At 70.2% G+C, this 20,381-nt stretch carries 16 protein-coding genes; all 16 read right to left on the reverse strand.

The features are described from left to right. Positions 1 to 949: 949 nt before the first annotated feature. Positions 950 to 2,014 carry a cell division protein FtsZ gene (ftsZ, locus tag J2Z79_RS02590; protein WP_209465300.1) on the reverse strand — a complete coding sequence of 355 codons (1,065 nt, stop codon included), beginning with the start codon at positions 2,012 to 2,014 and terminating at the stop codon, positions 950 to 952. A 24-nt stretch (positions 2,015 to 2,038) separates the two neighbouring features. Next, positions 2,039 to 3,277, reverse strand: coding sequence for a cell division protein FtsA (gene ftsA / locus J2Z79_RS02595; RefSeq protein WP_209465301.1), 1,239 nt, complete (start codon positions 3,275 to 3,277; stop codon positions 2,039 to 2,041). Positions 3,278 to 3,479: 202 nt separating this feature from the next. Next, a complete protein-coding gene (locus J2Z79_RS02600; RefSeq protein ID WP_209465302.1) occupies positions 3,480 to 3,878 on the reverse strand; it encodes a small basic family protein in 399 nt (132 codons plus the stop codon). Next, positions 3,878 to 4,606 (reverse strand): DUF881 domain-containing protein, encoded by a 729-nt coding sequence (locus tag J2Z79_RS02605; protein WP_245301980.1) that lies wholly within the window; start codon positions 4,604 to 4,606, stop codon positions 3,878 to 3,880. Before J2Z79_RS02605 ends, J2Z79_RS02600 begins: the two co-directional genes overlap by 1 nt. 16 nt (positions 4,607 to 4,622) lie before the next feature. Then, complete coding sequence (locus tag J2Z79_RS02610; RefSeq protein ID WP_209465303.1) at positions 4,623 to 5,378, reverse strand: cell division protein FtsQ/DivIB; 756 nt, start codon at positions 5,376 to 5,378, stop codon at positions 4,623 to 4,625. A 184-nt stretch (positions 5,379 to 5,562) separates the two neighbouring features. Next, complete coding sequence (locus tag J2Z79_RS02615; protein ID WP_209465304.1) at positions 5,563 to 6,444, reverse strand: diacylglycerol/lipid kinase family protein; 882 nt, start codon at positions 6,442 to 6,444, stop codon at positions 5,563 to 5,565. Positions 6,445 to 6,589: 145 nt separating this feature from the next. Then, a complete protein-coding gene (fmdA, locus tag J2Z79_RS02620; protein ID WP_209465305.1) occupies positions 6,590 to 7,831 on the reverse strand; it encodes a formamidase in 1,242 nt (413 codons plus the stop codon). Positions 7,832 to 8,049: 218 nt separating this feature from the next. Then, the gene (gene murA / locus J2Z79_RS02625) at positions 8,050 to 9,324 is read right to left on the reverse strand and encodes a UDP-N-acetylglucosamine 1-carboxyvinyltransferase (RefSeq protein ID WP_209465306.1); all 1,275 of its coding nucleotides are present in this window, start codon (positions 9,322 to 9,324) and stop codon (positions 8,050 to 8,052) included. A gap of 49 nt (positions 9,325 to 9,373) precedes the next feature. Continuing rightward, positions 9,374 to 10,300, reverse strand: a complete 927-nt coding sequence (murB, locus tag J2Z79_RS02630; protein ID WP_209465307.1) for a UDP-N-acetylmuramate dehydrogenase — start codon at positions 10,298 to 10,300, stop codon at positions 9,374 to 9,376. Between the two features lie 45 nt (positions 10,301 to 10,345). Continuing rightward, positions 10,346 to 11,455, reverse strand: coding sequence for an undecaprenyldiphospho-muramoylpentapeptide beta-N-acetylglucosaminyltransferase (gene murG, locus J2Z79_RS02635; protein ID WP_209465308.1), 1,110 nt, complete (start codon positions 11,453 to 11,455; stop codon positions 10,346 to 10,348). 122 nt (positions 11,456 to 11,577) lie between these two features. After that, positions 11,578 to 12,678 carry a putative lipid II flippase FtsW gene (ftsW, locus tag J2Z79_RS02640; protein ID WP_245301983.1) on the reverse strand — a complete coding sequence of 367 codons (1,101 nt, stop codon included), beginning with the start codon at positions 12,676 to 12,678 and terminating at the stop codon, positions 11,578 to 11,580. Between the two features lie 26 nt (positions 12,679 to 12,704). After that, a complete protein-coding gene (mraY, locus tag J2Z79_RS02645; protein WP_209465309.1) occupies positions 12,705 to 13,709 on the reverse strand; it encodes a phospho-N-acetylmuramoyl-pentapeptide-transferase in 1,005 nt (334 codons plus the stop codon). A gap of 45 nt (positions 13,710 to 13,754) precedes the next feature. Beyond that, positions 13,755 to 15,317: a UDP-N-acetylmuramoyl-tripeptide--D-alanyl-D-alanine ligase gene (locus J2Z79_RS02650; protein ID WP_209465310.1), complete on the reverse strand. Its 1,563-nt coding sequence runs from the start codon at positions 15,315 to 15,317 to the stop codon at positions 13,755 to 13,757. A 1-nt stretch (position 15,318) separates the two neighbouring features. Beyond that, positions 15,319 to 16,809: a UDP-N-acetylmuramoyl-L-alanyl-D-glutamate--2,6-diaminopimelate ligase gene (locus J2Z79_RS02655; protein WP_209465311.1), complete on the reverse strand. Its 1,491-nt coding sequence runs from the start codon at positions 16,807 to 16,809 to the stop codon at positions 15,319 to 15,321. Between the two features lie 356 nt (positions 16,810 to 17,165). Beyond that, complete coding sequence (locus tag J2Z79_RS02660; RefSeq protein ID WP_209465312.1) at positions 17,166 to 19,277, reverse strand: penicillin-binding transpeptidase domain-containing protein; 2,112 nt, start codon at positions 19,275 to 19,277, stop codon at positions 17,166 to 17,168. Positions 19,278 to 19,865: 588 nt separating this feature from the next. Further along, entirely contained in the window at positions 19,866 to 20,381 is a 516-nt protein-coding gene (locus tag J2Z79_RS02665) for a hypothetical protein (protein WP_209465313.1), read from the reverse strand.

Below are 20,381 nucleotides of genomic sequence, written 5' to 3' on the forward strand. Positions count from 1 at the left end.
TTCACTGTTGATGCCCTGGCCCAGGGGGACCCAGCCAACCCCATCCGCTCTGTTCGGCTTCACTGTTGATGCCGCTGCTCCAGGGGGCCCCACCCGACCGTATCCACTCTGTTCGGCTTCACTGTTGATGCCTGGCCCAGGGGGACCCAGCCAACCCCATCCGCTCTGTTCGGCTTCACTGTTGATGCCGCTGCTCCAGGGGGCCCCACCCGACCCCATCCGCTCTGTTCGGCCTCACTGTTGATGCCGCTGCTCCAGGGGGCCCCACCCGACCCCATCCGCTCTGTTCCACTTCACTGTTGATGCCCTGCCCCCGCGGCCCCACCCGACCGTATCCACTCTGTTCGGCTTTACTGTTGATGCCGCTGCTCCCCGTCTCTGAACTGCAACGGGTGGACCTGCGGCGGGATCAACATCGGGCTATAACAGATCCCGTGCGCGAGAACGGGGGCCTCCCCGCCCGAGCCCTAGCCTCCGGGGCCCCCACCGTGTCGGGCTGCGGGCGGACACCACCATCAACACTCAACCAGAACAGACCCGATGCGCGGCAACGAAGCCCCTCCCCGCCCGAGCCCCGGCCCACGCGGCCCCCACCGTGCCGAGCCGCGCAGCGCCATCAACACGCAACCAGAACAGACCCGATGCGCGGCAACGAGGACCCTCCCCGCCCGAGCCCCGGCCCCCCGGGGTACCCACTGTGTCGCACACTCCCTCGCACCACCATCAACACGCAACCAGAACAGACCCGATGTGCGGCAACGAGGGACCTCCGCGCCCGAGCTCCGGCCCCCCGGGGTACCCACCAAACCGCACGAGCCTGGAAATGCCGCCCGCGCCGGCGGGCGCGAGAAAGGGCGCCCCCTGCTCAGGGGCGCCCCCAGTTCGCGATCTTCAGCTCCGGAGCTCACGCCCAACTCGGGCGCAGACTCCCGCGTCTGTCGGCAAATCCTTACTGCGGCTTGCGGCGGAGGAAGGCGGGGATGTCCAGTTCGTCCACGATGGGCTTGACCTCGCCCACCTGCGGCTGGCCGGCCTTGCGGCGGCCCCAGCCGGGGAAGTCGCTGTCGCCGAAGCCGGTGGCGATGACGGTCACGCGGATCTCGTCGGTGATGGAGTCGTCGATGACCGCGCCGAAGATGATGTTGGCCTCGGGGTCGGCGGCCTGGGCGATGATCTCGGCGGCCTCGTTGACCTCCATGAGGCCGAGGTCGGAACCGCCGGTGATGTTCAGCAGCACGCCCTTGGCGCCCTCGATCGAGGTCTCGAGCAGCGGGCTCGAGATGGCGGCGCGGGCGGCGTCGGCGGCGCGGGACTCGCCGCGGGCGACGCCGATGCCCATCAGGGCGGAGCCGGTGTTGGACATGATCGTGCGCACGTCGGCGAAGTCCAGGTTGATCAGGCCCGGCACGGCGATCAGGTCGGAGATGCCCTGCACGCCCTGGCGGAGCACGTCGTCGGCCGTGCGGAAGGCGTCCATCAGGCTGGTCTTCTTGTCAACCACCTGCAGCAGGCGGTCGTTCGGGATGGTGATCAGCGTGTCGACCTTTTCCTTCAGGTTCTGGATGCCCTTCTCGGCCTGGCTCATGCGCTTGCGGCCCTCGAAGGTGAAGGGCTTGGTGACCACGCCCACGGTCAGCGCGCCCATCTCGCGGGCGACCTCGGCCACGATCGGCGCGGCGCCGGTGCCCGTCCCGCCGCCCATGCCGGCCGTAACGAAGACCATGTCCGCGCCCCGCAGCGCGTTCGCGATCTCCTCCCGGCTCTCCTCGGCGGCGCGGCTGCCGATGTCGGGGTCGGCGCCCGCGCCGAGCCCCTTGGTCAGCTTGGCCCCGATCTGGAGCCGGGTGGGAGCCTGGGCGCTCTTCAGCGCCTGCGCGTCCGTGTTGACGGCAATGAACTCGACGCCCTTCAGGCCGGCCGAAATCATGCGGTTGACCGCGTTGTTGCCGCCGCCACCAACGCCGATGACCTTGATGCAGGCAAACTGCTCAAACCCCGGCTGATACTCGTTCACGGCTGTGATCCTCCTTGCATGGCGCTAGTGGAACAGGGCCTTCAGCCAGTCCCGGACCCGTCCTGTTCGCTTCGGCTGCTCCTGGGCCGGCGCCTCCGGTTCCCCCCGGGCTTCGGAGGCCTCGGCGGGCGTCAGCGCCCGGGCGCCCCAGAGGGCGAGGCCTGCGGCCACCGCCATCTCCGGTTCGGCGGCCAGGGGGCTCGCTGGCGTGCCGACACGGGCCTTCAGGTTGAGGCAATCGCCGGCGAAGGCGTCGAGCCCCTTCAGGCGGCTTCCTCCGCCCGTCAGTACCAGCCCTGCCGGGAAAAGGCCCGCATAGCCAGACCGCTTGACCGCAGCGGCGGCCATCTGGAGGATCTCCTCCACCCGCGAGCCGATGATCTCTGCTACGTGCTTGACGGTGATCTCCCGGCGGTTCAGCCCGGACGGCGTGGCCACCTCGAAGCTCCCCTCGGGGGCGAGCAGCGGCGAAGCCCAGCCCTGCTCCCGCTTCAGCTGCTCCGCTGTCGCCACAGGCACCCGGAGCAGCGTCGCCAGATCGTGCGTGATGTGGTCGCCACCCACGGGGAGCACCGCCAGGTGGAACAGGTGACCCTGCTCGTAGACGGCCACACCGGTCGTCCCGCCGCCCAGGTCCAGCAGCAGGACGCCCTGCTCCCGCTCCTCGGGCGTGAGCACGGCCTCGCCCGCCGCACGCACCGCCACGAGGTAGTCGTCGACCTCCAGGCTCGCATGGCGGGCGGTCCGCAGGTGGTTCTGCACCTGAAGCGCATCGCCCGTGACCACCAGGACCTCCGCCTCCAGCGTGCGGCCGCAGAGGCCCAGTGGATCGCGCAGTGGAACGCTGCCGTCCAGGCGGTAGCTGCGCGGGACCACGTGCACCCGCTCGCGCCCTGCATCCGGCGTGACCGACGCCGCAGCGGCGTCCAGCGCCCGCCGGACCGCCTCGGGCGACACGCCCGCCGCCGGCCGGGGAACCGGCACCTCCGCCGCCCCGACCTCCGACCGCAGGTGTGCGCCGGAGACGGAGATCACGGCACGGCCGACGCGCTGGCGATCCGCCATCGCACAGGCCGCATCCGCCGCCCGGCGCATGGCGTCAGCCGCCGCGCCAAGGTCGCTGATCAGCCCTCGGTACACCCCTGCCGACGGGACGAGACCCACGCCGATGATCTGCGCATCGCCGCCCTCCGTCCGCTCGGCCAGGGCCGCCACCACATGGGTGCTGCCGGCGTCAAGACCCAACACCAGGTTCTCTGCCACCGAGCCGGCTCCCTCCACTCTCGGATCATGCGTGCACTTCTTAAGTGCATTCAACGCCCGAAGTGCGAATCCTCCTCCTGAATATGGGTGGCGCTATAAATCTTGGGAACGGCTTCCGCAAGAAATGTAGCCTGTCCCATCCAGGAACAGGCTGCGGGCTCCTCACGATGGGGTTGTGCGGCGCAGGCCACGGGCCCCCCTGCTACTCCTCCTGCGCCTGCTTGGGCTCCTCTGCACCCTCCTGCGGCTCCGCCCCGTTCAGGAGCCCCCAGCGCCGCAGCAGCAGGCGCCGGATGATGCCGAGGTTCTGGAAGAGCCGGATGCCCATGGCGACCACGCCGGCCATGTAGAGGCTCTCCACCCCGATGCGGTCGCCCAGGTAGACCAGGCCGGCGGCCAGCAGGGCGTTGGTGAAGAAGCCGGTGATGAAGATGCCGTTGTCGTACGTGCCCTCCAAACTGGCGCGCAGGCCGCCGAAGGCGGTGTCCAGGGCCGCGAGGACGGCGATGGAGAGGTAGCGTGCGTAGGCGATGGGCAGCGTGAACGGCGACAGGACGCCGAGCAGGATGCCGACGATAAAGCCCAGGACGATGATCCACATCAGGGGGCGACCTCCTCGAGAGCGGGCTGGGCATAGTCCAGCCGCAGGCGGGCCGTGTATGCGGGCACCCGCACCTGCGTCTCCTTCTTGACCGTGATCTGAATGCCCCAGAAACGCAGCGACTCGGCGACGCCGCCCTTCATCGTGATGGCCCGCTCCAGCTCGTCCGGGTTGCCGATGGCGACGATGTTGAGCGGCGGCGCCGTGCGGACGCCGTTGATGGTGACGACGGGCCCGGTGCAGCGGATCTCGGTCCGCCCGGTCAGGCGCTGCCCGTTGATGGCGATCGCCTCGGCCCCGGCGGCCTGCAGCTCGTTGATCACCCGCAGGACGTCCTCGTCGTGGATGATGAAGTTGTTGGGGTTCTCGCCCGAGGTGACCGGGTGGGCGGAGTCCGCCATGACGACGGTCACGCCGGGCCCGACCAGCGGCAGCAGCCCGGCGTGGATCTGCGCCTGCTCGAGCCGCTCCGCCAGGGCCTGGTACTCGTTCTGCGTCTTCACCGAGATGAGCTGCTGCTGCCGGAGTGCCTCCACCTCAGCCGCCAGCTCGTCCCGGTGCCGCTCCGCCTCGGCCAGCTGTGCGACCAGCCGCTCGGTGCGCTGGACGGTCGCCAGGTCCGCCAGGGCGACCTGCCGCTGAACCTTGAACTGCATCGAGAGCATGAGGCCGAGGGCCACGCCGACCAGCGCGGTCGCCCAGGGCATCCGCCGCACCCGCTCCATCATGGCCTCACCCCCACCGTTATTGACACCCCAGCCCGAGCACCTTGCCGTAGACCCTGAGGTCGATCTGGCAGGTCGCCCGGGCGGTCGCAGGAACCCGGTCCAGATGGTCCAGGAGCCCCTTCAGCTGCGTCTGGATGTGCTTCTCCCGCTGGGCGGCGTCGTCCGGCAGCACGCCCACCTCCACCGTCGTGCCGCCGGTCAGGTAGAGCCGCAGGTAGCGGTCCTCCCGCACGTGGACCTCCGAGAGCTGCTCCAGCAGCGGCTCGCCCGTCCACCAGAGCAGCGTGAGCGCATCGCGCAGGCCCAGATCCTCCACGACGGCCCCGCGCAGGGCGCTCGGCAGGGAGACGCCGCTCACCACCGGCAGCCGCTTCCCCTCCTCCAGCAGACGCTGGCCGAGGATGCGGCCGCCCTCGTCCAGCAGCAGGTAGAACCGCCCCTGGTACTGCAGCAGCGCCAGCGGCTCCCGCTCGGCGACGCTGATCAGCAGCGCGTTGCCCCGCCACGTGACCGTCGCCGACTTGATCCACGGCTCGGACAGCAGGCGCTCCCGCACCCGCTCCGCCGAGGCCTCCCACCTGAGCATTCCCGGGCTGACGCCGGCGATCTCCAGGATCTCCGCCTGGCTCAGGCGCTGGTTGCCGGAGATCTGCACCCGCTCCAGCCGGAAGAGCGCCGAACGGTAAGCGGCGAACAGGCAGACGCCGAGCAGCACCAACAGGGTCAGCACCAGGCCCCACCGGCTGCGCGTCTGCGCCGCCCGTCCCCCCACTCTCTGCGCCTGCTCCATGCTCCGCCGTCACCGCCCCTTGCCTGCAAAGCCATGTCAATTATACCGCAGGCAGTCCGTGCGCCGCCTCCGGTCATTTCTGTCATGCCGCCGGGCGATCAGCCGCCACCTCTGGTCATGGCTGCCGCACCGCCGCGGCGCCGCCCCGGTCATGTCTGTCACGCCGCTACGCGGTCGGCAGCACCACATCGAGAGCCTGCGGGATGATCTCGAACGTCACGGGCAGATGGCCGGCCACGTCGCCGTCCAGCTGGAAGACGACCTTCTCCGGCGAGCTGGCCGTCACCTTGCGGCCCTGCATCATGCGGACCTTCGGATGGCCGACGTGCTTGCCGCTGTATATCTGCGACACGAGCCGCAGCAGCTCCAGCCGGCCGAGGTTCTCGCCCCAGGCGATCTCGAAGAGGCCGTCGGCGAAGTCGGCGCCGGGGAAGATCTGCATGCCGCCGCCGAAGTAGCGGCCGTTGCCCACCTCCAGCAGCAGCACCCGGGAGAGGTGCACCCGCTGATCGTCGATCTCCACGTCCACCGGCACTCCGGTGAAGCGGAAGAGGGTGTCGAACACCCCCCGGAGGTAGCTGAGCTTGCGGAAGCGCGGGCCATAGGACCGGATCCGGTCGCAGACCTCGGCGTCGAAGCCGAAGCCGGCCCCGTTGAAGAAGTAGCGGTGGCCGTGGGCCAGGCCGACGTCGATCCGGGCGACCCGCCCCTGAAACGCCATCCGGCAGCCCTCGACCGGATCCCGGGGCAGCCGGGCCGTGCGAACCCAGTCGTTGCCGGTGCCCGCCGGGATCACGGCCAGCGCGGCGCGGCTGCCCATCAGGCCATTGCCCACGTCGTTGAGCGTGCCGTCGCCGCCCATGGAGACCACGCGGTCGTAGCCTTCCTGCACCGCCTCCCGGGCGAGCGCGGTGCCGTGCCGGGGACCCTGCGTGAACTTGACGCAGTAGTCGCCGAGCTGGGCGGCCAGAGGTTCGATCTGCTTCCACTCGGCCAGCGCACGCCCGTGGCCGGCGACGGGGTTGACGATGAAACAGACCCGCGGCATGTGGCACCACCTCCGGGCTAAGAGCGGATCGCTGTAACGTCATTCACTTCTCCCTACCGAATCTCCTTCCCACCGTAATTCTCTTCCAGAACGCGGTGGAAGCGAGTCGGCACCCCGATGGTGCAGACTCGCTTCCCGTGCACCGTCAACTGGGCTCTCGGACGGCGGTAGGCAACCGCCCGCCTGTCACGACGCGCACCGGTCCCTCCTTGGTCGGGCGGATGTCGAAGTCGAAGATCTCGGTGGGCAGCCAGAGCGTGCAGCAGGCGTTGGGAATGTCGACGATGGCGCTGATGCGCCCCTCGACCGGGGCGGTCCCGAGGATCATGTACGCCTCCTCGCCCGTGTAGCCGAAGCTCTTCAGGTAGTTGATCGCTTCCAGGCAGGCCCGCCGGTAGGCCACGTGGGGGTCCAGGTAGTACTGGCGGCCCTCCTCGTCCACCGAGTAACCCTCGAACACAACATAGCTTGTGAAGCGGGGTTCGGTGAAGCTGGGCTGGAAGATCGCGTGCTGGAGGTTGTACTTGTTCATACCGTCCTTGATCAGGTCGACGCTCATGGTGATGTAGCCCGGCATCTCGATGGCGCCGCAGAACGTGATCTCGCCGTCGCCCTGGCTGTAGTGCAGGTCACCGACCGTCAGCTTGGCACCCTTCACATGGACGGGGAGCATCGCCCGGGCTCCCCGGGTCAGGTTCTTGATGTCCCGGTTGCCGCCGTTCTCACGGGGCGGGATGGTGCGGGCGCCCTCGCGGGCCACCCGCTCGAACTCCGGCGTGCCTGGGCGCAGCGAGCCGAGGATCGCGTTCCGCGGCTCGGGCGGCAAGGCGAGCGGGGGCACCCGTTCGGGGTTCTGGGCGATGAGCCGGCGCTCCCGCTCGTTCCAGCGGGCGAGAAGCTCGTGCGACGGCGCGGTTCCCAGGATGCCGGGATGAGCCAGGTAGGGGATGCGCACTCCCGGAACGTGCCGGGAACGGGCCCATACGCCATCGAACTCCCAGATGGCCTTGTGTGCGTGCGGGAAGTGGTCGGTGAGGAAGCCGCCGCCGTTGTGCTTGCAGAAGATGCCCGTGTAGCCCCAGTTCTGCTTCGGATGGTGGCCGATGTCCAGGATGGCCACGACGAGGAGGTCGCCGGGCTCCGCACCTGCCACCTCGATGGGGCCGGTCAGGTGGTGGTTGGGCGTGAGGTCCATGTCTCGGATGTCGGTGGCCGTATCGTCGTTCCGGACCTGGCCGCCGGTCCAATCGGGGCACTCCACGGTGAACACCTCGCCCGGCCGGACGCTGGCCACGGCCGGGATGTCCGGATGCCACCGGTTCTGCAGGACCTCCCGGTACTCGGAGATCGGCTTGGTCGGATCAACCTCGATCAGTGGGCGTCCCATCACATGCCCTCCTCCGTTCATGTGGTCGCGGCCGGTCGTCGGTCCAGCGGCCGGTCCAGCTGACACCCCGCTGGTCTGAGCGCCAGCCGCCCGTCGTGCGGGGCCGCCAACCCCCGGGCAGATGGCTTCACACCCCCCGAAGCCTGTACGATAGATATGCGGAGGGGGACAGGTCCAGACGCGCGAAAACGGGACCAGCCCGTGCCGGTCCCGCCTCGCTATCGCCGCTCGATCACCGCGCCGATCCGGGTCAGCTTCTCCTCCAGGTTCTGGTACCCGCGGTCGATGTGGTAGATCGCCTCGATCTCGGTTTCGCCCTCGGCCACGAGGCCGGCGAGGATCAGGGCCATGCCCTCCCGCAGGGCGGGGCACTCCACCGTCGCCCCGGAGAGCGACCTCACGCCCTGGACCACCGCCGTGCGCCCCTCGGTCTTGATGTTCGCCCCCAGCCGGCGCAGCTCGTCGGCGACCTTGAACCGGTTCTCGAAGATGGTCTCGGTGATGATGCTCGTCCCATCGGCCACGGCCATCAGGGCCATCATCTGCGGCTGCATGTCGGTGGGGAAGCCGGGGTAGGGCAGGGTCTTCAGGTCGGTGGCCTTCAGGCGCCGGGGGCCGATGGCGGTCACGCTGCCGGCTCCCTCCCGCACCGTGACGCCCATCTCCCGGAGCTTGGCCGTCACCGCGTCCAGGTGCTCGGGGATCACCCCCTGCACGGTCACCTCGCCGCCGGTGATCGCCCCGGCCGCCAGGAAGGTGCCGGCCTCGATGCGGTCGGGGATCACCGTGTGCTCCACCGAGCCCAGCCGGCGGACCCCGTCGATGCGGATGACGTCCAGCCCCGCCCCGCGCACCTTCGCCCCCAGCTTGTTGAGGAACTCCTGCAGATCGACGATCTCGGGCTCCCGTGCGGCGTTGCGGATCACCGTGGTCCCCTCGGCCAGCACCGCCGCCATCATCAGGTTCTCGGTGGCCCCCACCGAGGGGAAGTCCAGGTAGATCTCGGTTCCCCTCAGCCGCCTGGGAACGCTGGCCTCTATATAGCCGAAGCGCTCCTCGATACGGGCCCCCAGCATCTCCAGGCCCCGGAGATGAAAATCGATCGGCCTCGGGCCGATCGCGCAGCCGCCAGGATAGGAGATGCGAATCTTCCCGACACGGGCCAGCAGCGGGCCCATCAGGAAGATCGAGGAGCGCATCTCGCGGGTGAAGTCGGCTCCGACCTCAAGGCTGCTCACGCCGTCGGCCCGAATGTGCAGGGTGCGCCCGGACACACCCGCAGGCCCCTCCTCCACCCGGGCCCCCAGCTTGCGCAGGATCTCGATCATCACCGCGACGTCGCGGATCATCGGTGCGTTGTGGATCACCGACTCACCCGCCGTGAGGAGCGCCGCCGCCAGAATCGGCAGGGCGGCGTTCTTGGCGCCGCTGATCGCCACCTCCCCCTCGAGGCGGCGCCCGCCTGCGACCACGTAGCGCTCATGCTGCTTCACAGTGCATGCGACCTCCCGCAGCCGGAGCCAATCCGGGGAGGCCGGCCCGTCAGGGCAGGAAGCAGGGGCTCTGCCCCCAGATCTTCACCTCGGCCTCCAGCAGCACTCCGAACCGCTGTTGAACGGTACTGCGAACCCGGTCCATCAGCGTCAGCACATCCTTCGCCGTGGCCTGACCCAGGTTGACGATGAAGTTGGCGTGCTTCGCGGAGACCTGTGCGTCGCCCTCCCGCGCCCCCTTCAGCCCGGCCTGCTCGATGAGCCGGCCGGCGTGGTCCCCGGGCGGGTTCTTGAAGACCGACCCCGCGTTGGGATACCGCAGGGGCTGGGTGGCGCGGCGCCGCTCCAGATGGTGCCGCATCGCCTCCTGCATCTCCGCCGGCCCGGCGGGGTGCAGGGCCATGACCACCTCGACCACGATGGCCGAGGTTCCCTGAAGGCGGGAACTCCGGTAGCCGAATCCGATCTCGTGCGGCGAGAGGCGCTCGAGGCGCCCGTCGCCCCATATGACGGTCGCCTCCTTGACGACCTGCGCCAGATCGCCGCCGTGCGCGCCGGCGTTGATCACCACCCCGGCCCCGACGGTGCCGGGGATGGCGCAGGCGAACTCGATGCCCCCGAGGCCGGACTTCCGGGCCTGGTGGGCCAGCTTCGGCAGGCTGCAGCCGCCTCCGACGCGGACCGTGCTGCCCTCCAGGGCAAGATGGCCAAACTCGCCCGTCAGGCTGAGCACCAGCCCGCGGACCCCTTCGTCGGAGACCAGCAGGTTGCTGCCTTTGCCGAGGATGTAGACGGGTAGGCTCTCCTCTCCTGCGAGGCGCAACAGGCCGGAGAGCTCCTGGCGGTTGGCCACCTGAATCAGGTAGTCGGCCGGACCGCCTATGCGAAAGGTGGTGTGCCGCTTCAGGGGCTCATCTCGGCGGATGCGGCCCGGGTCGCGGATTATGCTACGCAGCCGTTCGGCGATGGGTGACATAGGGCGGCCTCCCGAGGCGGGCGCCCGACGGCGGCTGGCAGCCGCTCACCGGCGGTTCCGACCAGACTCGCGGGCGATGGAGACGATGCGCTGCGCGATGGTGCCGGCAGCGCCGGGGTCGGCCAGCTCCCCCAGGGCGGCCCGCATGCGCGCCGCCAGGGCCGTGTCGGTGAGGACGGACGTGAGGGCCGCGGCCAGGTCGTCGGCGGTGAGGCCCGCCTCCCGCAGCACGAGGGCTGCGCCCCGCCGCTCCAGGGTGCGGGCGTTCCACTCCTGGTGGTTGTGGGTGACGTTGGGGCTGGGGATGAGGACGCTGGGCAGCCGCCGCACCTGGATCTCGGCCAGGGTGAGGGCGCCGGCGCGGAAGAGGCCGGCGTCGGCAGCAGCGTAGATCTCCGGCATGTTATGCGCATAGGGCAGCAGGGTGACGAACGGCGCCCTGTCGCCGTAGTGGGCCTTTACCTGGTCGAAGTAGCGCTCGCCCGTGATGTGCACCACCCGCAGGCCGTCGACGGATAGCCGGAGCACGGCCTCGACGGCCGCGCGGTTGAAGTCCCGGGCGCCGCCGCTTCCGCCCATGATGACGAGCACCCGCTCGTCGGGGCCGATCCCCAGGGCGGCGCGGGCGGCCGCGCGGTCGGCGGCCGCGATCTCGGGCCGGACGGGGTTGCCCGCCCGGACCAGGCGCGCACGGGCGGGGAAGTGGGCCCGGGCCTCCTCGTACGGCACGAAGACCGCCTCGGCCCACCGGGCCGCGAGGCGGTTGGTCACGCCGGGGAAGGCGTTCTGCTCCTGGATGACGATCGGCACGCGCATGAGCCGGGCCGCCGCCAGCACCGGGCCGGCGACGAACCCGCCGGTGCCCACGACCACGTCCGGGCGGAACCGGCGGATGTGGCCCAGCGCCTCCACCAGCCCCCGGGCGGCCCGCAGCCCGCCCCGGAGCTTCTGGAGCAGGCCGAGGTTGATCACCCCGCCGCTGGCGATGGTAGCGAACGGCACGCCGCTCCGCGGCACCACCGACGCCTCCCGGCCGGTGGCGGTGCCCACGTAGAGCAGCTCGGCGCCGGCGTCCAGTTCCGTGAGTGCGCGGGCGATGGAGAGGGCGGGGTAGATGTGGCCGCCGGTGCCGCCGCCGGTGATCAGGTAGCGCATGGGAGTACCTCCTTCGAATGGGTGCGAGCACGAGGGCAACCCGACGGCCGCAAGTGGCGGCCCGGGACGGGCGGGGTCCGCCAGTGGCCGCGATAGAGGTCTCCAACCCGGACGGAGGCCCGTCAGTTGCGACAGTACCGGGAGACCCCCAGCAGGATGCCCACGCCCGACAGGGTGATGAGCAGCGAGGTGCCGCCGTAGCTCAGGAACGGCAGGGGGATGCCCGTGGACGGCACGGAGGCCGTGACCACGGCGATGTTGAGCGCCGCCTGCAGCGTGATCAGCGAGGTGACGCCCGCGGCCAGCAGGCTGGTGAAGCGGTCAGGCGCCTGGATGGAGATGCGGTAGCCCCGCCAGGCGAAGGCGAAGAAGAGCAGAAGCACCAGCACGGCGCCGATGAACCCCAGCTCCTCGCCCAGCACGGCGTAGATCATGTCGGTGTGCCGCTCGGGCAGGTAGAAGTACTTCTGCCGGCTCTGGCCGATCCCCACGCCGAACAGGCCGCCAGAGCCGAAGGCGAGCAGGGCCTGGATGATCTGGTAGCCCGAGTCGGTGGGGTCCGCCCAGGGGTTGAGGAAGGTGGTGATGCGGCTCCAGCGCTCCTCGTCGATCTTGGCCAGGGCGAAGATCCCGGCCACGCCCACCACCGCCAGCCCGGCGAGGTGGGAAAGGCGTGCCCCGGCCGCGAAGAGCATGAGGCCGCCGGTGCCGGCCAGCGTCAGCGACGTGCCGAGGTCCGGCTCCAGCATGATCAGGCCGAAGAGCAGGCCCAGCACCAGCAGCGGGGGCAGGAGCCCGCGGACGAAGTTCTGCACGTCCCGGGCGTTCCTGGCCAGGTAGGTGGAGAGCCACATGATGAAGGCGAACTTCGTCACCTCGGAGGGCTGGAAGGCCAGCTGGCCGTAGCCCAGCCAGCGGCGGGCCCCCAGGCGGGAGATGCCCACGCCGGGGATGACCACGAGGATCAGGAGCACGATGGCCACCAGCAGCGCCGTCCGGCTGTGCCTCTGCCAGAACCAGGGGTTGATGCTGGCGAAGACGGCCATGGAGCCTAGGCCGATGGCCACCCAGATCGCCTGGCGCACCAGGAAGTAATACCGGTTGCCGAAATCCGCCTCTGCGATGGCGGTACTGGACGTATACACCATGACAATTCCGATGCCGAGTAAGAGCGCAACCACTGCCATGAGGGTGTAGTCCGGACTCCTGCGGATGGGATGCAAGGAGAGCCGACCCCCTCAGAATCGTCCTACCGCCCGCCCAGCACGCCGGGCAGGGCGAACCAGCCCAGGGCGGTCAGGAGAAGCGCAGCCCCCCAGAAGAGGCGGAGCACCTGCCCCTCCGACCAGCCGAGCAGCTCAAAGTGATGGTGCAGCGGCGCCATCTTGAAGATGCGCCGGCCCGTGAGGCGGAAGGAGGCCACCTGCAGGATGACCGAGATGACCTCGATGACGTAGACGCCGCCCACGATCACCAGCAGGAACTCGGTCCTGGTGAGCACCGCCATGGCGGCCAGGGCGCCGCCCAGGGCGAAGGAGCCCACGTCGCCCATGAAGATGCGGGCGGGATGCCTGTTGTAGTAAAGGAAGCCGAGGCAGCCGCCCACCAGGGCGACGGCCAGCACGGCCATGTCGGTCTGGCCCACGGCCAGGGCCACGAACAGGCCGTAGAAGGTGAACGTGATCACGCTGAGGCCGCCGAGGAGCCCGTCCAGCCCGTCGGCGAAGTTGACGGCGCTGGCGGTGCCCCACACCATGATCAGCACCAGCGCGTAGTAGAGCGGCTTCCCCAGGTCGACGGTGACGTTGACGAAGGGCAGGGTGACGGCGGTGCCGAGCCCCAGCACCTCCACCGCCCCGTACCCCAGCACGGCGGCGAGCGCCACCTGGGCCAGCAGCTTGTCGCGGGCCCGGAGGCCCAGCGAGCGCTTCAGCACCACCTTGATGTAGTCGTCGGCGAAGCCCACCAGGCCGTGGCCCACGGTGAGCACCAGGGCGATGATCAGCCGGGTGAGCGCGTCGCCCCCGCGCGGGGCGAAAAGCAGCGTGGCCAGGATCGCCGGGATCGTGAAGATGACGCCACCCATGGTGGGGGTGCCCGCCTTGGCCTGGTGGCTGGCCGCCATCTCGGCCCGGATGGTCTGGCCGGCCTTGAGCCGCCGCATCAGCGGGATCACGACGGGACCCAGGGCCAGGGCGCCCAGGAGTGCGACGAGCCCGGCGGCAGCCAGGCGGAGCAGCGTGGTATCGGTCATGTGATCGAGCCCTTTCCTCGTGTATTGCGGCAGACGGCTGGGAGGCTACGACTGCGGCTGCTCCAGGAACGCCGCGAGGGCCTGGACGATCTCCTCCATGGCCATCCCGCGGGACCCCTTCACCAGCACCGTGTCGCCCCTGCGGAGGACTCGCTTCAGGTGCTCCACGGCGGCACCGTTGGCGTCGACCTCGTCGATGGCGGTAAGCCGGGTGCCCGCCGCGGCGTCGGCCGGGCCACCCTGGCGGCCAGCAGCGACGGCGTCCCGCGCCCCGGCAGCGATGTGCCGGCCCAGGGCGCCCACGGCCACCAGCTCGTCCGCCAGGCGGGCGGCCGCGGCCCCCACCTGACGGTGCCCCTCCACCTCCATGGCGCCGAGTTCGTACATCTCCCCCAGCACGGCGATGCAGCGGCCGGACGGGCCGGCGATGCTCCGCATCACCTCGAGGGCGGCGATGACGGATGCAGGGGCAGCGTTGTACGTGTCGTCGAGGATGCGCACGCCCCCGGCGTTCACGAGGCGCATCCGGTTGCCGGTGTTCTCGAAACGGGTGAGGCCTCTGGCCACCTCGGCCAGGGTCATTCCCCCGGAGAGACCCACGGCCGCCGCCGCCAATGCGTTCAGGCGGTTGTGGGCGCCCGGGGCGGGCAGGTCGACCTCGACCTCACCCAGGTGGCTCACGAGCCTGAACCGCTGGCCCAGGCCACTGGCGGGCGAGTTGCCCGCAGGCCGGTGTGCCACAGGCCGGTCTCCCGCGGGCTGGTCACCCGCTGACCGGACTTCCTCGGCGGTGACCCACCGACCACCGGGGGGACCATCCCCGCCCGCGGCGCCCTGCCTGGCCGCCCACTCGGCGGCGGCCTCCCGCGCCGTCAGGCCGTAGAACCAGACCCGGGCAGGGGTCGCCTCCGCCATCGCCCGCACCAGCGGGTCGTCGGCGTTCAGCACCGCGTCGCCGTCGGCGGGCAGGGCCCGCACCAGCTCCGCCTTGGCCAGGGCGATGTTCTCCCGGGTGCCCAGGAGCTCCAGGTGGGTGATGCCCACGTTGGTCACCACGCCCACCTGCGGCCGGGCGATGGAGGCCAGGTAGGCGATCTCGCCCAGGGCCCGCATGCCCATCTCCAGCACCGCCACCTCGTCGGCGTCGGTGAGGCCGGCCAGGGAGGCGGGCAGGCCGATCTCGGAGTTCAGGTTGCCCTTGGTGCGGAAGACACGGAACCGCTCGGCGAGGACCGCCGCCACCATCTCCTTGGTGGTGGTCTTGCCCACCGAGCCGGTCACCCCCACCACGGTCAGGTGCGGGTGGCGGTCCCGGATCGCCCGGCCCAGCTGGCCCAGGCCCAGCAGCGGGTCAGGGCAGATGACGACGGCGGCGCCGGGCGCTTCGACCGGCCGGGCGGCCAGGACGCATGCGGCGCCGGCGGCAGCTGCCTGGCCGGCGTAGTCGTGGCCGTCAACGCGCTCGCCCACCAGGGCGACGAAGCAGTCGCCGGGGACCACCTTGCGGCTGTCCCAGGCGAGGCCGGTGACCCGGGCGGCGGGGTCGCCCGCCGCCACGCGGCCGCCGGTCAGCACGGCGATCTCCGCCGCGGTAAAGAGGTGCGTCAATTCAGGACCCGCCCTTTCCGGCCCGCGCCTCGATCAACGAGCGGGCCACAGCCCGGTCGTCGAAGGGGATGGTGCGGTCCTTGAAGATCTGGTACGTCTCGTGGCCCTTGCCGGCGATGACGATCACGTCGTCCGGCTGGGCCATGGCCACTGCCCGGCGGATCGCCTCGGCCCGGTCGATGACCACCTCGTAGGTGCGTCCCGGGCCGAGCCGGTCCAGCACGCCGGCCTCGATCTGTTGGACGATGCGGACCGGGTCCTCGCTCCGCGGGTTGTCTGACGTGATGATGGTGTGGTCGGCCAGTTCGGCGGCGATGCGCCCCATGATCGGCCGCTTGGTCGGATCGCGGTCCCCGCCGCAGCCGAACACGGCGATCAGCCGCCCGCGGGTGAAGGCCCGGGCGGTGCGCAGCACGTTCTCCAGCGAGTCGGGCGAGTGGGCGTAGTCGACGAAGACCCCGAAGGGCTGCCCCGCCCGCACGGGCTGGAGCCGGCCGGGCACCCCCTCCTCGGCCTCGAGCGCATCGCGGATGACCGGCAGGTCGACGCCCTCCACGACGCCCGCGGTGGCGGCGGCCAGGGCGTTGTACACGTTGAACCGGCCCACCAGCCGCAGGGCGACAGCGATCTCCCCCTGGGGCGTCTTCAGCCGGAACCTGGTGCCCGCGGGGCTGAAGTCCATGTCCTCGGCGCGGACCATGGCCCCGGGGCGCAGCCCGTAGGTGTATACCGGCACCTCGGCCACCGTGCGGTAGTACTCGCTGGCCGGGTCGTCGAGGTTGAGGATCGCCGCCTTGCGGGGCTTGAAGCCGGGCCTCGACAGCAGGCGGAAGAGCCGTGCCTTGGCCTCCCGGTAGGCACCGAAGGTGCCGTGGTAATCCAGGTGATCCTGGGTAAGGTTTGTGAATATCCCAAGGTCAAACTCTACATCATCGACACGGTTCATGTCGAGCCCCTCGGACGAGGCCTCCATCACGCTGTAGGTGCAGCCGGCCTCCACCATCTGGTGCAGGAGCCGCTGCAGGTCGGAGGCCTGGGGGGTGGTGAGACTGGCGGGCCGCGCCTCGCCCGGCATCAGGGTGTGCACGGTGCCGATCAGCCCCACCCGGTGGCCGTGCTTCTCCAGCACCGCCTTGACCAGGTGCGTGGTGGTGGTCTTGCCGTTGGTGCCGGTGACCCCCACCACCCGGAGCCGCCGGGAAGGGTAGCGCCAGAACCTGGCCGCCAGGCGCCCCAGGGCCACGCGGGCGGAGTCGGTCTGGATGACCGCCACGTGCGCCGGGACCTGTACCGGGCGCTCCACGACGAGCGCCGCCGCCCCCCGCCCCACCGCTTCACCCACGTGCTCGTGGCCATCGGTACGCCGCCCGGGAAGGGCCACGAAGAGAGCGCCGGGCGCCACCTGCCGGGAATCGTAGACGACGTCGGTGATCTCTGCCGCCGGATCCCCCTGGAGCAATCGGCCGACGAACAGGCAATCCTTCACCCGCATCGCGCGATCCGCCTCACTTTACCGGAGGTTGCACCTTCTGTCTCCCATTATTTCCACATAATAGAGGTGAAATACCTCCTTCCATATGGGTGCTTTTTGCGAGATTCGGAAACTTTTTGCGGCCGGGATGGGCTGCGAATGTGCGTGGTGATGGGTAGAAGGCGCGGGGCGCGATTTCCAGGTCGAGAAGTGTCCCGTCAGAGCGGCCGGGTCGGGAAATGCCATGGCGGGGCGGACGCACTGCCCACGCACCGGCTCACGCCCGACTTGCGATCGGTCGCCCGCAACCCGCGTCCCCGGCACGCACGAGACGCAGGATCCTGTGCGCGCCACCCCGCACCACCCGATCCCACGCCTCAGCGCTTGCCGCGCAGGTAGACCTTGACGGGCGTCCCGCTGGGGATCCGCGCCCCCGCTGCAGGCTCCTGCTTGTAGACCGCCCCCGACCCCTGCGCCTCCATCAGCAGCCCCCGTTCGGCCAGCGTGCGGGCGGCCTCGTACAGCGACAGCCCGGCCAGCGGCGGCACGGTCACCTCCCGGGACCCGGGCGGTGACGGCGTGAGGTTGGCGGTGATCTCGCCGCCCTTGTAGGCCGTGGACCCCGGCAGCGGGAACTGGCTCACCACGTAGCTGCCGGCGCCCGTCAGGCTGAGGCGGAAGCCGGCCTCGCGGGCGACCTTCTCCGCGTCGGGGATGGGCAGGTTGACCAGGGACGGCACCTGGGCCGGCTCCGGCTCCTTCGGCGGGTCCGGCTCCCAGGGGTGCTCCTTCGGCGGGGGCGGCGCCGTCGACTTGGGCGCCTCGAGGTAGGCCAGCACCGAGCCCATGACCTCGCCGAAGATCGGGGCGGCGATCTGGCCGCCGTAGTAGGCGCCCACCGGCTCGTCGATGGAGATCAGCACCGCCACCTGGGGGTCCGGGTAGGGGGCGAAGCCCACGAAGGAGGCGATGTACTTGCCGGGGGCGATGCGGCCGTCGATCACCTTGTTGGCGGTGCCCGTCTTGCCGCCCACCTGGTAGCCGGCCACCCGGGCGTTCTTGCCGGTGCCGGTCTCCACCACCTCCACCATCAGCTCCTGCACGTACCGGGCCACCTCGGGGGCCACCACCTGGCGCACCACCCGGGGCTGGATCTCCTTGACGAGGTTGCCCTCGTGGTCGTAGATGGCCTTGCCCAGGTGGGGCCACATCAGCTTGCCGTCGTTGGCGATGGCGGCGATGGCGGTCAGCATCTGGATGGGGGTCGCCGTGAGCGTCTGGCCGTACGCCTGGACCGCCAGGTCGATGGCGGTGGCCTGCTTCTTCGGCCGGTACTGGCCCGTGGCCTCGCCCGGCAGGTCGATGCCGGTGGGCCGGTCGAGCCCGAACCGGGAGTGGTACTCGTAGAACTTGTCGGCGCCCAGCCACATCCCCAGCGTGCCGAAGCCGACGTTGGAGGACTTGGCCATCACGGTGTCGATCCTGACGGGGCCGAGGCCCTTGCGGTCCCAGTTGCAGATCGTCCAGCCCTCCACCGTCATGCAGCCGGTGTCGTTGAAGACGGTGTCCTTGGTGATGGTGCCGCTGTCAAGCCCCGCCGCGGCGGTGATGGGCTTGAAGATGGAGCCGGGGTTGAGGGCGTCGGTCACCGTGAAGATGCGGCGCAGCGCCGGGTCGGAGTTGCCGCCCAGCTCGGGGTCGTACCGGGGCCACTGGGCCAGGCCGAGGATCTCGCCGGTCTTGACGTCCATCACGATGATGGTCGCCCGCTTGGCGTTGGTCTCCAGGACCGCCCGCTCGACGTCGCGCTCGATGATCCGCTGCAGGTTCACGTCGATGGTGGTGACCAGGTCGTGGCCCGGCTCGCCGTAGAGCACGTGGCACTCGCCGTCCTCCATCGGCAGGCCACGGGCGGTGTACTCGCACTGGATCTGGCCGTTCTTGCCCTGCAGGTACTCGTTGTACGTGAGCTCCAGCCCCTCGATGCCCTGGTGGTCCAGGTTGGCGATGCCCAGCACGTGCACGGCGAGCTCGCCCTCGGGGTAGTAGCGGCACTTCTCGGGGGCCAGCCCGATGCCGGTGATGCCCATCGCCTTCACCTGCTGGGCCACGTCGGGGTCGACCTTCCGCTTCAGCCACTCGAAGAAGGTGTGCCGGCTCATCCGCCGCTCGAGCTCCTCGGGCGCCATGTTGAGGATGGGCGACAGCGCACGGGCCGCCGCCGCCTTGTCCTTGATGAGGATGGGCTCGGCGTAGATGGACTCGCAGACCCGGTTGGTGAGCAGCGGGTAGCCGTTGCGGTCGAGGATGTGGCCCCGGTCGGCCTGGATCGGGACCGGGCGCATGCGGTAGCGGAAGGCCTTGTCGGCGAAGTAGTCACCGGCGGCGATCTGCAGGTAGACCATCCGGCCGACCAGCCCGCTGAACACCAGGGCGAAGATGCCGATGAGGGCCACCGTGCGGCGGCGGGCCAGCACCCCTGTGGACATGGCGAAACTCCCCCCACGGCCGAAGGTTGGCCACAGGGAGTCTATGCGGCAGGTTGTCCGGGCAGAAGTGAGCGGCGGGACAGCCACCCTCGCGAGCCCCGCGCCTTTGGCGCGTCGGCGCACCCTCACACGAGTTGACACGAGCAAACCCGCGCCACAGCAGGCCTCCGGACCATCACCCGGAGGCCTGCTGCCATGCGGCCTGCCATCTCTCAACTCTTGTGAAAGTCACTCGAGAGGCGGCGTCGCCTTCATGCATGATGTAATTTCCACCACCGAGAGGCGGCGTGGCCTTCAAATGCAGTGCCTACACCTATCGATTCGATTGCTGCCCCGAGGGCCGCGGCGCACCCTCACACGAGTTGACACGAGCAAACCCGCGCCGCAGCAGGCCTCCGGACCATCACCCGGAGGCCTGCTGCCATGCGGCCTGCCATCTCTCAACTCTTGTGAAAGTCCCCGTGCGATCCGGGGGAACGCACAGAGCACACCGTATGCGCAAGACCTGGTCAACCCTCCAGCCCACAGAACGAAGAAAAAGCTGTCCCAGCAGATCGCTCCGCTGGGACAGCCCAGTCTCTCTTCGTCCTACCGCCTTCCGGCCGCCAGGGAGCTCACCCGGGAGGTGACCCGCTCCAGCAGGGCCTGCCAGAACGAGGGCTCCGCCTCGGTCACCTGTGCCTCCACCGGCTCGGGCTCAGGCGGGGTCCGCACGGCCACGGCCTCCTCGCGGCCCGCGAGCGTCTCCGCCACGCTCTCGGGCTGCTGCATGCCGTGGGCCAGGGCCCACCGCTCCACCTCCTCCACCGATGCGGCGTTGGCGATCTTGGCCTCGAGGGCCAGGTTCTGCTCGTTGAGCAGGCTGATCTGCCGCTGGGCGGCGGCGGTGGCGGCCTCGGCCTGCCGGATGGCGGCCTTGGTCTGGACCAGGGAGAGCGCGACGAGGATCAGGGCGACCCAGGCCGCGGTCAGGCCCAGCACCGCCGGGATGCTGACGGTGCGGCGCGCCGGGCGCGGTACAGGCGCAGCGACAGGCGCCGCCGGGGCTGCCGGCGTGTAAGTCCTGGGCTTCTGTACCGGGGTAAGCTGCGGTGCAGCCGACAT

The sequence above is a fragment of the Symbiobacterium terraclitae genome, assembly GCF_017874315.1.
Classification (GTDB): Bacteria; Bacillota; Sulfobacillia; order Symbiobacteriales; family Symbiobacteriaceae; genus Symbiobacterium; species Symbiobacterium terraclitae.

What these genes read in the sequence shown, in the direction of transcription:
- J2Z79_RS02600 (WP_209465302.1), bottom strand. Translation starts at nt 3,878, where the DNA reads ATGTGGATCATCGTCCTGGGCTTTATCGTCGGCATCCTGCTCGGCGTC.
- J2Z79_RS02605 (WP_245301980.1), bottom strand. Translation starts at nt 4,606, where the DNA reads ATGATGGAGCGGGTGCGGCGGATGCCCTGGGCGACCGCGCTGGTCGGC.
- J2Z79_RS02615 (WP_209465304.1), bottom strand. Translation starts at nt 6,444, where the DNA reads ATGCCGCGGGTCTGTTTCATCGTCAACCCCGTCGCCGGCCACGGGCGT.
- fmdA (WP_209465305.1), bottom strand. Translation starts at nt 7,831, where the DNA reads ATGGGACGCCCACTGATCGAGGTTGATCCGACCAAGCCGATCTCCGAG.
- murB (WP_209465307.1), bottom strand. Translation starts at nt 10,300, where the DNA reads ATGTCACCCATCGCCGAACGGCTGCGTAGCATAATCCGCGACCCGGGC.
- murG (WP_209465308.1), bottom strand. Translation starts at nt 11,455, where the DNA reads ATGCGCTACCTGATCACCGGCGGCGGCACCGGCGGCCACATCTACCCC.
- mraY (WP_209465309.1), bottom strand. Translation starts at nt 13,709, where the DNA reads ATGACCGATACCACGCTGCTCCGCCTGGCTGCCGCCGGGCTCGTCGCA.
- J2Z79_RS02655 (WP_209465311.1), bottom strand. Translation starts at nt 16,809, where the DNA reads ATGCGGGTGAAGGATTGCCTGTTCGTCGGCCGATTGCTCCAGGGGGAT.
- J2Z79_RS02660 (WP_209465312.1), bottom strand. Translation starts at nt 19,277, where the DNA reads ATGTCCACAGGGGTGCTGGCCCGCCGCCGCACGGTGGCCCTCATCGGC.
- J2Z79_RS02665 (WP_209465313.1), bottom strand. Translation starts at nt 20,381, where the DNA reads ATGTCGGCTGCACCGCAGCTTACCCCGGTACAGAAGCCCAGGACTTAC.